The following is a 13116-nucleotide window of genomic DNA, read 5'->3' as shown; positions in this document are numbered from 1 at the left end:
GATCAACCGTAGGCGAGCCGATCGAGACGGCCTATGCCGGAAAGTCTCGGATCCCTGTCCGATCGTCTCGCCACTGGCTAGGCTCACCCCATGGACGTGCTCAGCGACGCGATCACCGCCATGCGCACCGGCCGGCCGCACGCCGGCCACCACCGGCGGGCCGCCCCCTGGGGCGTGCGGTTCCCGGCCGGTGACGGGGTCGGGTTCCACGCGGTGCTGGACGGCGAGGCCTGGCTGCACCCGCCGGGCGACGCCGCGCCGGCCCGGATGGCGGCCGGCGACCTGGTGCTGCTGCCGCACGGCGCGAGCTACGGAATCGCCGACGCCCCGGACCGCACCCTGCGCCCCGCCGTGCTCGACGCGGACGGCCGACTGCGACCCCAGCCACCGCAGGCCGGGCCCGGCGCCGAGGCGGGCAGCAGCAGCATGCTCTGCGGCGCCTACCTGCTCAACCAGGCCCGCCCGCACCCACTGCTCGCCGAACTGCCGCCCCACCTGCACCTGCGCACCCGGGACGGCCGCCACGCCCGGCTGCGCACCGTGATCGATCTGCTGGCCGACGAACTGACGGACCGCCGACCCGGCGCGGACGCCCTGCTCCCCGCCCTGCTCGACACCCTGCTGCTGCACGTCCTGCGCGCCTGGTACGCCGAGCAGGCCGACACCGAACGCCCCGGCTGGGCCCACGCCCTGCACGACCAGGCGATCAGCACCGCCCTGCACGCGATCCACGACGACCCCGCCCGCCCCTGGACCGTCGAGGAACTCGGCGCCCGGGCCGGCCTCTCCCGCGCCGCCTTCGCCCGCCGCTTCACCACCCTGGTCGGCCGGCCCCCGCTCGCCTACCTCACCTGGTGGCGGATGACCACCGCCGGCCGCCTCCTCCGCGACACCGACGCCCCCCTGCGCACCATCGCCCACCGCACCGGCTACCTCAGCGAGTTCGCCTTCGCCAAGGCCTTCAAGCGCGAGTACAGGGTGTCGCCGGGGCGGTACCGGGCGGCGGGTCGCCCGTTGGGGGGAACAGAGGACCAAAACGGGCAAGCGGCGCGGGTGGGCGGCTAACGTGAGTGCCGTGGCAACCGCTCGGCCCTACTGGCTGGTCCCCGATGGCCTGCTGACCTACCAGCAGGCCATCGCGCTCGACCTGCCCTTCGACTTCGACCTGCTGGACGGACACGTCGTGCCGCAGGAGCGGACCGGCCTCTGGCACGGCACGGTGCGCGGCGAGCTGTTCTTCGCGCTGCACCGAACCTGTACGCCGAAGCCGGCATCCCCTACTACTGGCGCGTCGAGCGCGGTGCGAGCGATCTGCCGGAGGTGTTCGAGTTCTGGCTCAACCGGGAGACCGGCGTCTACCCGCCCGCCCTGCCGGCGGTCACCACGTCCGTCAGCTGAAGACCGAGCTCCCGTTCCCGATCGAGATCGACCTCGCTCGGATCGTCGAACTCTGAAAACAGAACCGGACCCGGCATCCTCTCCCGAGATGCCGGGTCCGGCCCTGTGTGGGGCGCGGCTTCCCTGCCGGCGGGGGCTCCCCCGAGTCCCGCGCGACTCCGCGCCCGCTTACCCGTCCCCCGACGGGAGTTGTGGGGTGGTTCAGGCGACCAGCTCGCCGAAGGCGTGCGTGGTGTCGCCGGTGAGGTTGAGGTGCTCGTCGTCGCGCAGCCGGCGCAGGGCGCGCCAGATGCTGCTCTTGACGGTGCCGACGCTGATGTTCAATATGTCGGCGATCTCCGGGTCGGTGCGGCCCTCGTAGTAGCGCAGCACCAGCATGGTGCGCTGGTTCTCCGGGAGCTTGGCGAGCGCCTGCCAGAGCACCGCCCGCAGCTCGGTGCCGCCCATCGCGTCGGTGTCGCCGACGGTCTCGGGGAGCTCCTCGGTGGGGTACTCGTTGAGCTTGCGCCGGCGCCAGGCCGAGATGTGCAGGTTGGTCATGGTGCGGCGCAGGTAGCCGCCGACCGCCGCCTTGTCGGCGATCCGGCCCCAGGCCCGGTAGGTGCTGAAGAGCGCGCTCTGCAGCAGGTCCTCGGCCTCGTAGCGGTCGCCGGTCAGGTGGTAGGCCGTCGCGTACAGGGAGGCGCGGCGCTCGCGCACATACGCGGTGAACTCCGTCAGGTGGTCCACCTCGGCGGCCGACGAGTCCCCCGTCGCACCCCCCTGTCCCGTCGACGGCAGGCGCTCCTCCACCGGCGCCAGCCGGTAGAGGGTCGCCCCCTTCGTCCCCCCGTGACCCCGGCTGCCGACGCCCCCCGGCGTCCCCCTGAGCAGCCGTCCAACCGCCCCCGCGCCGGTGAGGAACACTTGGCGTCCCAGAAGCTCCGGGTCTCAAGCGTTTCGTTCATCGTGCGCCCCCATGGTCGGTACGAGCGGGTCCTTTCGCGTCTCCGTTCCGGTCCGCCGTGGCGGTCTCTCGCGGTGACAACGAAAATCCTGCCCGCCACCCGTCATGACGGTGTCCGCCGACTGTCACAGCGGTGTCACAAGCCTCAGGACGAAGGTCCCGCGATCCCAAGTGGCGCTCGACACCCTTGACGTCCCACCTGCTCCGGACGGTTCCCGGCAACACAATCCTTGAGCCAGAATGAACAGGTGCCTTTCCTCCTTCTGATCGAGGACGACGACGCCATCCGGACCGGCCTCGAACTCGCCCTCACCCGCCAGGGCCACCGTGTGGCCGCCGCCGCCTCCGGCGAGGACGGCCTGCGGCTGTTCAAGGAGCAGCGGCCCGACCTGATCGTGCTGGACGTGATGCTGCCGGGCATCGACGGCTTCGAGGTCTGCCGGCGGATCCGGCGGTCCGACCAGTTGCCGATCATCCTGCTGACGGCCCGCTCGGACGACATCGACGTGGTGGTCGGCCTGGAGTCCGGCGCCGACGACTACGTGGTCAAACCGGTCCAGCCACGGGTGCTGGACGCCCGGATCCGCGCGGTGCTGCGCCGCGGCGAGCGGGAGAACTCGGACTCCTCGGCGTTCGGCTCGCTGGTGATCGACCGTTCCGCGATGACCGTGACCAAGGACGGCCAGGACCTCCAGCTCACCCCGACCGAGCTGCGGCTGCTGCTGGAACTCAGCCGCCGGCCGGGCCAGGCGCTCTCCCGCCAGCAGCTGCTGCGGCTGGTCTGGGAGCACGACTACCTGGGCGACTCGCGCCTGGTGGACGCCTGTGTGCAGCGACTGCGGGCCAAGGTGGAGGATGTCCCTTCGGCACCCACCCTGATCCGCACGGTCCGCGGCGTCGGCTATCGTCTGGACCCGCCCTCCTGACCGTCCTGCCCAGAGTGAATGGCTGACCCGACACGTGACTGACCATCAGAACGGCCGCCGCCAGGCCTGGCGGCGACGGCTGCGGCTGAGTTCGCTGCGGGTCCGGCTCGCCGCCGTGTTCGCCGTGGTGGCGTTGACGGCCGCGGTCTCCGCCTCCGGGATCGCGTACTGGCTGAACCGGGACGCGGTCCTCAAGCGGGCCCAGGACACCGCGCTCAACGACTTCCGGGTGTCACTCAGCCGAAGCGTCCAGGGGCTGCCGCTGAACGCCGGCTGCCCGGCGCTGGCGCAACTGGCCACCGAGGTGGCGAGTTCCGGGCTGAGCTACAACGTCGTGGTGGTGGACGAGAACCAGCCGGACTGCACCGCCGTCTCGGACCCGCGGTTCACCGCCGCCCAGGTGCCGCACGCCCTTCAGCTGGCGGTGACCACTCCGCGCGCGGTCGGCGCGGGCAACCCGAACGAGTACCACCTGTACTGGCAGCGGGTGAACCTGGACGGCCAGCCCTATGTGGTCGGCGGGACCAAGGTGGTGCCCACCGGCCCGACCGCCTACATGTTCAAGTCGCTGGACAACGAGCGGGCCGATCTCAACACGCTGGGCTGGTCGTTGGCGGTGGCCACCCTGCTGGCGCTGATCGCCGCCACCCTGCTGGCCCAGGCCGCGTCCGCCACCGTGCTCCGCCCGGTGCGCCAACTCGCGGAGGCCGCCCGGCGGTTGGGTGAGGGCAAGCTGGACACCCGGCTGGAGGTCAGCGGCACCGACGAACTCTCCGACCTGGCACGGACGTTCAACAGCACCGCGGAGGCACTCTCGGAGCAGGTCGAGGAGTTGAGCGCCCGCGAGGCGCAGAGCCGCCGGTTCGTCGCCGACATGTCGCACGAACTGCGCACCCCGCTCACCGCGATGACAGCCGTGACCGACATCCTGGAGGACGAGGCGGACGCGCTCGACCCGATGATCGAGCCGGCCGTACGGCTGGTGGTCAGCGAGACCCGCCGGCTCTCCGACCTGGTGGAGAACCTGATGGAGGTCACCCGGTTCGACGCCGGCACCGCCAAGCTGGTCGCCGACGAAATGGACATCGCCGACCTGGTGATGTCCTGCATCGACGGCCGCGCCTGGTACGACGCGGTCGAGGTGGACGCCCCGCGCGGAGTGCGGGCCGTGGTCGACCCGCGCCGACTGGACGTGGTCTTCGCCAACCTGATCGGCAACGCGCTCAAGCACGGCGGCTCCCCGGTCAAGGTCACCGTGCGCCAGGGCGTCGGGCCGACCGGGGCCGGCGAGGTGGTGGTGCGGGTCACCGACAGCGGGCCCGGCATCCCCGAGGAGGTGCTGCCGCACGTCTTCGACCGGTTCTACAAGGCGGACAAGGGGCGGGCCCGGTCCGAGGGCAGCGGTCTCGGCCTGTCCATCGCGATGGCCAACGCGCAGATCCACGGCGGCACCATCACGGCGGCCAACGGCGAGCAGGGCGGTGCGGTGTTCACCCTGCGGCTGCCGCTGCGGCCGGCGGCGGCTGGGGCTTCGGTGGGTGACGCTTCGGGGGGCGGTGTTGCGAGGGGCGGCGCCACGGCGGGCGCGCCCGGGCAGTCTGCCGCGTCTGAGCAGCGCGGTGGGGGCGGCGCCGGGGACTTCGGGGACACCGGGGACACCGGGGACTTCGGGGACTTCGGGGACTCGGGGGACACAACCGAGCGGAGGTCGGAGCAGTGAGCGAGGTACGGGTCGCACGCGGGCGGCGGTTGGCGCTGGCGGTCGGCGGTGCGGTGGCCGTCGCACTGCTGGCCGGCGGCTGCGGGATCCGGCCGACCGCGATCCCGGTGGACGCCGGCGCGCCCGCCAGCCGCGGTTCCTGCCCCAGCCCGCTCCGGCCGCCGGCGGTCGCCCCCAGCCCGCCCGCGGGCACGTTGCGCGGCCTGGCGCGCGGTCTCCCCGACCTGGCCAGTGCGAGCCCGAGTCCCTCCGTCCCCGGTGGCAGCGTGTTCAGCGCGGCACCGTCGCCCTCTCCGACCCCCTCCGGGACCTTGCACTGCTAGTGATCGCAGACCGCAGTGACCGCAGTGGCTGACCACGGTGTGCGCGGCGGTGTGAGTGGCACCACCCGGTAGAACGGCCGCGTCCTGCAACCGGCCGCTCCCGGGCCCGCGTCCACACCAGCGTGCAGCGAGACAGCACCGGCGTGCGAAGCGCGCCAGGCACGGTGCGGATCCCAGAGCGAGAACCGGCCCCGACGGCTCGGCCCGAGGGCGGTGCTCAGCTCCGCGCGCGCCCTCGCACCTCGCTCCCCCTGGCGGTCCGTTCGGCCGCCCTGCTCCTGCTCACCCTGCACGTCGCCCTGCTCGGCTGGCTGATGTTGCGCCAAGTGCCGACCGCCTGGGCCTACGACGCCAACCTGACCCCGTTCGCCACCCTGCACCGGGCGTTCAGCTCGGGCAGTTCCGCGGCGCTCGGCCAAACCCTGACCGCGGTCGGCCAGACGGCACCGCTCGGGGTGCTGCTCCCGCTGATCGGCGGCCGGCTGCGCGCCGCCTGGTTCCCGTCGTTCCTGCAGGCGATCGGCTCCAGTGCGCTGTTCGCCACCGGCCTCGAGGTGCTGGAGACCTCGGCCGGGCGGGTGCTGAACGTGGACGACGTGCTGCTCGGGGTGATCGGCGCGGCGCTGGCCCATCTGCTGGTGGTCCCGGCGACCCGGGCCGCACTGCGGCGGGGCCGGGCGGCGGCGCCCAGTCGGGTGGTGCGTCTCGGGGCCGACCCTGAGACCGTCCCTGACACCAGGGTGGTCCCGACCGGTGAAACCCCGGGGGCGCGGATCGGCATCCAGGCGGAGGCCTGAACCCGGTGCTCGCGGCGAGCATGGAGGCGTCCGGTCAACGCCTCCGAGCAAGGAGAATCCGATGCGCCCCCTGGCCCGCCCCCGTCACAAGCGTCTGGTCGCCGGTGTCTGCGCCGGGGTCGCCGAGCGGTTCGGCCTGACCCCTGGACGGTCCGGCTGATCTTCCTGGCCTCCTGCCTGCTGCCCGGCCCGCAGTTCCTGATCTACCTGGCGCTCTGGGTGCTCCTGCCCCAGGAGCCCTGATGACCGGCGTGGATCTGTGGGTCCGACGACTGCTGCGGGCCTGACGACCGCTGCGGGTCTAGCGACTGCTGCCAGCCTGACGACTGCTGTGCGCTCAACGACTGCTGTGGGCCGAACGACTGCTGTGGCGCGGCCCGAGATCGGGAGCCGCGCCACAGTCCGGGATCGGGCGTAGGTCAGCCGCCCAGGCCCGGCAGACCACCGCTCACCGGCACCACGCCACCCAGCAGCCCGGCCAGCGGACCGGGCGCCTGCTTGGCAACGCTGGACACGGCGCCGAGCGGCAGGCCGCGGGTCAGACCGGCGGTGGCATCGGCCGCCGCCTGCTGGCCGGCGCCCTGGTTGAGCAGGCCGGTGGTCTGCGCGACCGGGCCGCCGAGGGCCGGGGCGTGGCTCAGCGCACCGGTCACAGCACCGGTGTCGGGCAGGGTGCCGGTGGGGAGTGCGCTCAGGCCGCCGGTGGCGGCGGAAGCCGAGGCGGTACCCGCGGCGACCGCCGCGATGGCGAGCGCCGCGGTACCGGCGGCCTTCAGAGTGGCCTGCTTCATGAGTAGTCCTCGTGTCCTCTCGGGCCGGCGCCCCAGCCTGGCCCGGGGCGGCAGCCGTCCCGGGATACGCCGCTGCGCCGTGTCAGCAGTGACTGGCACACCGTAGACACAGCCGAGGACCCGGGCCAAAAGCGCATCAGCCGTGTGAGTGAATCGTCGGACCGTATGACATAAGCGGCCTGACGTTTCGTCAGACCGCTTACGGACGTCAGATCGAGCCGGAGCCCCGAACTCCGACGAGCTCAGGACGAGTTCGGCAGTAGCTCGGGGCAGGCTCAGGACGAGGAGCCGAACAGCCACTCGGCCTTCAGCTCGGCATAGCCGGGCTTGACCACGTCGTTGATCATCGCCAGCCGCTCGTCGAACGGCAGGAACGCCGACTTCAGCGCGTTGACGGTGAACCACTGCATGTCGTCCAGGTCGTAGCCGAACGCCTCGATCAGGTGGGCGAACTCCTGGCTCATGCTGGTGCCGCTCATCAGCCGGTTGTCGGTGTTCACGGTGACCCGGTACTTCAGGCGGGTGAGCAGGCCGATCGGGTGCTCGGCGTAGGAACTGGCGGCACCGGTCTGCAGGTTGGAGGTGGGGCACATCTCCAGCGGGATCCGCTTGTCCCGGACGTAGGCGGCCAGCCGGCCGAGCGTCACGGTGCCGTCGTCGTGCACGGTGATGTCGTCGGTGATCCGCACGCCGTGACCGAGCCGGTCCGCGCCGCAGCACTGCAGCGCCTCCCAGATCGACGGCAGCCCGAAGGCCTCACCGGCGTGGATGGTGAAGTGGTTGTTCTCGCCCTTGAGGTAGTCGAAGGCGGCCTGGTGGCGGGTGGGCGGGAAGCCGGCCTCGGCACCGGCGATGTCGAAGCCGACCACGCCGGTGTCGCGGTGGCGGTTGGCCAGCTCGGCGATCTCCTGGGAGCGGGCGGCGTGGCGCATGGCGGTGATCAGGGTGCCCACCTTGATCCGGTCGCCGTTGGCGCGGGCGTTGGCCTCGCCGATCCGGAAGCCCTCCTGGACCGCCTCGACCACCTCGTCCAGGGTCAGGCCGCCCTCCAGGTGCTGCTCGGGGGCGTAGCGCACCTCGGCGTAGACCACGCCGTCGGCGGCCAGGTCCTCGGCGGCCTCGGCGGCGACGCGGACCAGGCCCTCGCGGGTCTGCATCACGGCGCAGGTGTGCGCGAAGGTCTCCAGGTAGCGCTCCAGCGAGCCGGAGTCGGCGGCCTCGCGGAACCAGATGCCCAGCTTGGCCGGGTCGGTGGTGGGCAGCTTCTGGTAGCCGCAGGCGGCGGCGAGCTCGACGATCGTCTCGGGGCGGAGGCCGCCGTCCAGGTGGTCGTGCAGCACGACCTTGGGGCGCGGCGGATCTGCTCGGCGGTGGGGATGCGCGGGGCCGTGGTGCCCGCGGGGAGAGGGATCTGCTTCTGCATTGCGGGAGTCTAAGCCCTACGCGCGTAGATACCCAATGCCCACGCCGAGGGTTCACTCGGGCTTGCCGGTATTGGCCATTATTAATGCGGCTCATTAATAATGGCCATTAGCATTTCCTGAACCGCTATCTGCCCCCAGCCTGGAACCCCGCCCACGCCGGGGCCCGGCGCCTCACCCAAACCGGCAGTGGGCGCTAATAATGCCCATTATTAACAACCCACTCGCGCACCCCACGCCGCGACAAGCAGGCTGCAATAATGGGCATTATTAACCCTCGCCCCGTCACCCGTGATCCAACAACCGCCCCCGCCGAGCGAGCACGAAGTCGCGGAACGCCTCGGCTGGCGGCGGCAGCGGCCGGCCGGTCACCCAGGCGAGCCCGATCGCCCGCCGGGTGCGCGGCGCCGTCACCGCCAGCTCGACCACCCCGGGCCGCGGCACCAGACCCGGCGGCAGCAGCGCCACCCCGAGCCCGGCCGCGACCAAGCCGCGCAGCGTCTCGGTGTCCTCACCCTCGAAGGCGATCCGCGGAGTGAAGCCGGCCTGGGCGCAGAACTCGTCCGTGATGGTGCGCAGCCCGTAGCCGTACTCCACCGCGACGAACGGCTCCTCCGCCGCCTCCGCCAGCCGGATCCGCCGCCGCACCGCCAGCCGGTGGTCGGCCGGAACCGCCAAGTAAAGCTGCTGCTCGTCCAGTTGGCGGGCCGTCAACTCGGGCTCGGACGGAATCGGCGAGACCAGGCAGAGGTCCAGCTCACCGGCGCGCAGCCGTTCCAGCATCGCCGCCACATAGTCCTGCACCAGTTGGAACCTCACCCCCGGATGGTCGGCCCTGAAGCCGCGCAGCAGCGCCGGGACCGCATCCGTCCCCATGGTGTGGAGAAACCCGAAGGCCACCCGGCCGCTCGCCGGGTCGGTCTCGGCCAGCATCGCCGCCGCGCCCCGGTCCAGCTCGGCCAGCGCCCGCTCGACCGCGTCGAGCAGCAGCCGACCCGCCCTGGTCAGCCGCACCGCGCGGCCCTGCCGGGCCAGCAGGGCGACCCCCAGCTCCGCCTCCAACCGGGCGATCGCTCGGGACAGCGTGGGCTGCGGCATGCCCAGTTCCTCCGCGGCCCGGGTGATGTGCTCCAGTCGCGCCACGGCGGCGAACTGGGCCAGCCGGGGCGCCAGGATGACGCCCGGGGCATCGGGGCCGAGCTCGAACGAAGGCTGGGCCAACGAAGGCTGGGCCAACGCGGACTGGGCCGACGCCGACTGGGACCGCTCATGCATCACAGCATTGATTATCGCCCATTCATGTATTGGACGCATGGAATGGACCGAAGCTACGTTCTATGGCATGCCCTCCGCCGATACCGGGGCATTCGCCGCCAGCGCGCCGGATGCCGCCCCAACCCCCGCCGTCGCCCCTACGCCAACCTCCGCCGCCCCACAGACCGATGGGACCCCACACACCGTTGGGACCCCGCAGGCCGGTGGGACCCCACACACCGGTGGGACCCCGGAGACCGATGGGACCCCGCAGGCTGCCGCACCCCCGCAGGCCGACACCCGCCTGCTGCCCGGGCAGCGCGACTTCCGCCGCTCCAACCTGGCGCTCTTCGCCGCCGGTATCGCCACCTTCGTCCTGCTCTACTCCACCCAGGGCCTGCTGCCGCTGCTCGCCGCCGACCTCTCGCTGACCCCCGGTCAGGCCAGCTGGACCGCCTCCGCCGCCACCCTGGGTCTGGCGCTCGGCCTGCTGCCGGCCAGCGCGCTGTCCGACCGGTTCGGCCGCACCGCGGTGATGACCGGCTCGATGGCGGCCGCCTCACTGATCGCCGTCGCGCTGCCGTTCGCCCCCGACCTCACCACCCTGGTCGCCCTGCGCGCCATCCAGGGCGCGGCACTGGCCGGGCTGCCCGCCACCGCGATGGCCTACCTGGCCGAAGAGGTGCACCCGAGCGCCCTGGCCTCCGCGATGGGGCTCTATGTGGCCGGCAACAGCATCGGCGGCATGGGCGGACGGCTGGTCGCCGGCTGGTCCGCCGCCGCCTGGGGCTGGCGCTGGGGCCTGGTCTCCTCGGCCCTGCTGGCGCTGGCCGCCACCGTCGCGTTCCGGCTGCTGATCCCGCCCGCGCGGCACTTCCGCCGCTCCCCGGTCGACGCCCGGGCGCTGCGCCGCACCGTCGGTTCCCATCTGCGCAACCCGCTGCTGCTGCGGCTCTACGGTCTGGGCCTGCTCTTCATGGCGGTCTTCGGCGCGGTCTACAACACCGTCGGCTTCCGGCTGATCGCCGCACCCTTCCACCTGCCGCAGTCGGTGGCCGCCTCGATCTTCGTGGTCTACCTGGTCGGCACCGCCTCCTCGGCCGGCGCAGGTCGGCTGGCCGCCCGGCTCGGGCGCCGCGGTGCGCTCTACACCGCGATCGGCTGCACCACCGCGGGCCTGCTGCTCTCCCTCACCGACTCACTGACCGGCGCCCTGCTCGGCCTGGTGCTGATCACCGCCGGCTTCTTCGCCGGCCACGCCACCGCCTCGTCCGCCGTCGGCCGCACCGCTACCCACGGCCGCGCCCAGGCCTCCGCCCTCTACCTGATCGCCTACTACCTGGGCAACAGCCTCGGCGGCACCCTGGGCGCCGACGCCTACCACGCCGTCGGCTGGCCGGGGTCGGCGGCGGTCGGCCTCACCGCGATGGCCCTCGCGGCGGGCGTCACCCTCTACGCGACCCGGCAGGCGATCGCAGCCCGGCGGTCGGCGGGCGTGGGTACGCTTCCGGCATGAGCATCGACGCCGCGACGTTCGCCCGGCTCCGCGAGATCGCCGACCAGCTGCCGCAGGTGCCGGGGATAGGAGCCATAGAGATCGCTGACGGCCAGATCGTCATGATGATGTCGCCGGTCAAGCGGCACGAATACGCGATCTTCCGGCTCGCGCGGCAACTCAACGCCCAACTGCCGGACACCCATTCGGGGTACATCGCTTATGCGGGCGCGGATCTGGAGGACAGCGGCCTCGGCCGACTCCGGCGGCCGGATCTGATGGTCTTTCCGGAGGCGACCCTGCGAGGCGAGGGGCCGGCGCTCCTGCCTCAGGAGGTGCTGCTGGTCGTGGAGATCGTCTCCAAGTCGAACCCCGAGAACGACTACGAGAACAAGGTCCGCGACTACGCCGCCATGGGCATCCCGCACTACCTCCTGGTCGACCCGCGCGACGGCACCGGCATCGTGCACTCCGAGCCGAAGTACGCCTCCCGCGAGAAGTTCACCTTCGGCGACCAGGTCACCGTCGGCCCGTGGACGATCGACACCAGCGAGCTCATGACGTACGGCCCGGGGACCACCTGACCGAGCCGCGGCGGCTCTCACCGCCTCGACGGCCCGGTGCGCCGCGGGGACGCACCGGGCCGTCGGCGTGCTCAGCCGATCCGGTCCAGGATCAGCGGCGTGCGGGTGTACTCGGTGCCCACCGGGGAGACCTCGATGCCGCCGGCCAGGGCCTCGATGGCGTAGTCGAAGCGCTCGGGGGTGTCGGTGTGCAGGGTCAGCAGGGGCTGGCCGGCTGTGACGGTGTCGCCCGGCTTGGCGTGCATCTCGACGCCCGCTCCGGCCTGCACCGGGTCCTCCTTGCGGGCCCGGCCGGCGCCGAGGCGCCAGGCGCAGACGCCGACCGCGTAGGCGTCGAGGGCGGTCAGCACGCCGGTGGCCGGGGCCGCGATCACGTGCTGCTCCTTGGCGACCGGCAGCGGCGCGTCCACGTCGCCGCCCTGCGCGCTGATCATGCGGCGCCAGTGGTCCATCGCGGATCCGTCCCGCAGGGCCTCGGCCGGGTCCTTGCCGTGCACGCCGGCGGCGGCCAGCATCTCCCGGGCGAGCGCGACGGTCAGCTCCACCACGTCGGCGGGGCCGCCGCCGGCCAGCACCTCGACCGACTCGCGGACCTCGAGGGCGTTGCCGGCGGTCAGGCCGAGCGGGGTGGACATGTCGGTGAGCAGCGCCACCGTGTTGACCCCGGCGCCGCGGCCCAGGCCGACCATGGTGCGGGCCAGCTCCTGGGCGTCCGCCAGGTTCTTCATGAAGGCCCCGGAGCCGACCTTGACGTCCAGCACCAGTGCCCCGGTGCCCTCGGCGATCTTCTTGGACATGATCGAGGAGGCGATCAGCGGGATCGCCTCGACGGTGCCGGTGACATCACGCAGCGCGTAGAGCTTCTTGTCGGCGGGGGCCAGCCCGTCACCGGCCGCGCAGATCACCGCGCCGGTGTCGCCCAGCACCTGGAGCATCTCCTCGTTGGAGAGCAGCGCCCGCCAGCCGGGGATCGACTCCAGCTTGTCCAGGGTGCCGCCGGTGTGGCCGAGGCCGCGCCCGGAGAGCTGCGGCACGGCGGCACCGCAGGCGGCCACCAGCGGGGCCAGCGGCAGGGTGATCTTGTCGCCGACGCCGCCGGTGGAGTGCTTGTCACTGGTGGGCAGGCTGAGCCCGGAGAAGTCCATCCGGACGCCGGAGCGGATCATCGCGTCGGTCCAGCGGCTGATCTCGCGCAGGTTCATCCCGTTCAGCAGGATCGCCATGGCCAGTGCGGACATCTGCTCGTCGGCCACGGCGCCGCGGGTGTAGGCGTCGATCACCCAGTCGATCTGATCATCGGTCAGCTCCTGGCGGTCGCGCTTGGCGCGGATGACGGAGATGACGTCCATGGCTTGGCTCCAGGGGAAGGAAGGGGGCCCTCCAGGACCCCGAAAAGCGAGGAACGCGTGGGGCGGCCACTGCTCGGCCGCCCCACGCGTCACTCTACGCGCGTCACAGTAC

11 protein-coding genes and 2 pseudogenes are annotated in these 13116 nt (G+C 72.4%); 8 read left to right on the top strand and 5 right to left on the bottom strand.

The features are described 5' to 3' along the window. Positions 1-90 precede the first annotated feature (90 nt). Positions 91-1065, top strand: coding sequence for an AraC family transcriptional regulator (locus tag E6W39_RS26355; protein ID WP_141635625.1), 975 nt, complete (start codon positions 91-93; stop codon positions 1063-1065). A gap of 534 nt (positions 1066-1599) precedes the next feature. On the opposite strand, the gene E6W39_RS26350 is transcribed toward E6W39_RS26355, so the two are convergent. After that, on the bottom strand, positions 1600-2316 hold the full coding sequence (locus E6W39_RS26350; RefSeq protein WP_407658633.1) for a SigE family RNA polymerase sigma factor: 717 nt from the start codon (positions 2314-2316) through the stop codon (positions 1600-1602). Positions 2317-2592: 276 nt separating this feature from the next. Here E6W39_RS26350 and E6W39_RS26345 point away from each other — a divergent pair, with 276 nt between their 5' ends. From E6W39_RS26345 to E6W39_RS26325, 5 genes and pseudogenes are all read left to right on the top strand, one after another. After that, positions 2593-3270: a response regulator transcription factor gene (locus E6W39_RS26345; protein ID WP_101381488.1), complete on the top strand. Its 678-nt coding sequence runs from the start codon at positions 2593-2595 to the stop codon at positions 3268-3270. 34 nt (positions 3271-3304) lie between these two features. Then, positions 3305-4990 (top strand): sensor histidine kinase, encoded by a 1686-nt coding sequence (locus E6W39_RS26340; RefSeq protein WP_141635624.1) that lies wholly within the window; start codon positions 3305-3307, stop codon positions 4988-4990. Further along, complete coding sequence (locus E6W39_RS26335) at positions 4987-5313, top strand: hypothetical protein (protein WP_141635623.1); 327 nt, start codon at positions 4987-4989, stop codon at positions 5311-5313. The genes E6W39_RS26340 and E6W39_RS26335 overlap by 4 nt, the downstream gene beginning before the upstream one ends. A 143-nt stretch (positions 5314-5456) precedes the next feature. Further along, positions 5457-6110, top strand: coding sequence for a VanZ family protein (locus E6W39_RS26330; RefSeq protein ID WP_141635622.1), 654 nt, complete (start codon positions 5457-5459; stop codon positions 6108-6110). A 61-nt stretch (positions 6111-6171) separates the two neighbouring features. After that, a pseudogene (locus E6W39_RS26325) lies at positions 6172-6353 on the top strand (PspC domain-containing protein). Between the two features lie 176 nt (positions 6354-6529). On the opposite strand, the gene E6W39_RS26320 reads toward E6W39_RS26325, so the two are convergent. The 3 genes and pseudogenes from E6W39_RS26320 to E6W39_RS26310 form a co-directional block, all read right to left on the bottom strand. Continuing rightward, on the bottom strand, positions 6530-6901 hold the full coding sequence (locus E6W39_RS26320) for a hypothetical protein (protein ID WP_141635621.1): 372 nt from the start codon (positions 6899-6901) through the stop codon (positions 6530-6532). A 275-nt stretch (positions 6902-7176) separates the two neighbouring features. Next, a pseudogene (locus E6W39_RS26315) lies at positions 7177-8324 on the bottom strand (adenosine deaminase). 283 nt (positions 8325-8607) lie between these two features. Then, complete coding sequence (locus tag E6W39_RS26310) at positions 8608-9597, bottom strand: LysR family transcriptional regulator (RefSeq protein ID WP_228718367.1); 990 nt, start codon at positions 9595-9597, stop codon at positions 8608-8610. Between the two features lie 67 nt (positions 9598-9664). On the opposite strand from E6W39_RS26310, the gene E6W39_RS26305 reads away from it, so the two are divergent. Then, positions 9665-11092 carry an MFS transporter gene (locus tag E6W39_RS26305; RefSeq protein ID WP_228718366.1) on the top strand — a complete coding sequence of 476 codons (1428 nt, stop codon included), beginning with the start codon at positions 9665-9667 and terminating at the stop codon, positions 11090-11092. Next, positions 11089-11655, top strand: coding sequence for a Uma2 family endonuclease (locus E6W39_RS26300; RefSeq protein WP_141635618.1), 567 nt, complete (start codon positions 11089-11091; stop codon positions 11653-11655). The genes E6W39_RS26305 and E6W39_RS26300 overlap by 4 nt, the downstream gene beginning before the upstream one ends. 71 nt (positions 11656-11726) lie before the next feature. On the opposite strand, the gene E6W39_RS26295 is transcribed toward E6W39_RS26300, so the two are convergent. After that, positions 11727-13004 carry a thymidine phosphorylase gene (locus tag E6W39_RS26295; RefSeq protein WP_141635617.1) on the bottom strand — a complete coding sequence of 426 codons (1278 nt, stop codon included), beginning with the start codon at positions 13002-13004 and terminating at the stop codon, positions 11727-11729. Positions 13005-13116: the final 112 nt, after the last annotated feature.

Origin of the sequence: Kitasatospora acidiphila (genome assembly GCF_006636205.1) — a bacterium.
Classification (GTDB): domain Bacteria; phylum Actinomycetota; class Actinomycetes; order Streptomycetales; family Streptomycetaceae; genus Kitasatospora; species Kitasatospora acidiphila.
This window is presented reverse-complemented; position numbering and strand designations above follow the sequence as displayed.